The organism is Paenibacillus montaniterrae (genome assembly GCF_018403185.1).
In the GTDB taxonomy this organism is placed as follows: Bacteria; Bacillota; Bacilli; order Paenibacillales; family Paenibacillaceae; genus Pristimantibacillus; species Pristimantibacillus montaniterrae.
In genome coordinates this window covers 1-232 of record NZ_BOSE01000070.1, presented here as the reverse complement: position 1 = coordinate 232, position 232 = coordinate 1, and the positions used below count along the sequence as shown (strand labels likewise).

At 51.3% G+C, this 232-nt stretch carries 1 rRNA gene; it reads left to right on the top strand.

Annotation, left to right across the window (positions count from 1 at the left end):
• Positions 1-17: 17 nt before the first annotated feature.
• Positions 18-232, top strand: a 16S ribosomal RNA gene (locus KJS52_RS27210); the annotation flags it as partial.

Here is a 232-nt window from a genome sequence, read left to right as displayed (position 1 = left end):
AATGAGCAAGACAAACTTTCATGGAGAGTTTGATCCTGGCTCAGGACGAACGCTGGCGGCGTGCCTAATACATGCAAGTCGAGCGGAGCTAGTGTTTTCTTCGGAAAACACGATGCTTAGCGGCGGACGGGTGAGTAACACGTAGGTAACCTGCCCATAAGACCGGGATAACATTCGGAAACGGATGCTAATACCGGATACGCGATTCTCTCGCATGAGGGAGTTGGGAAAG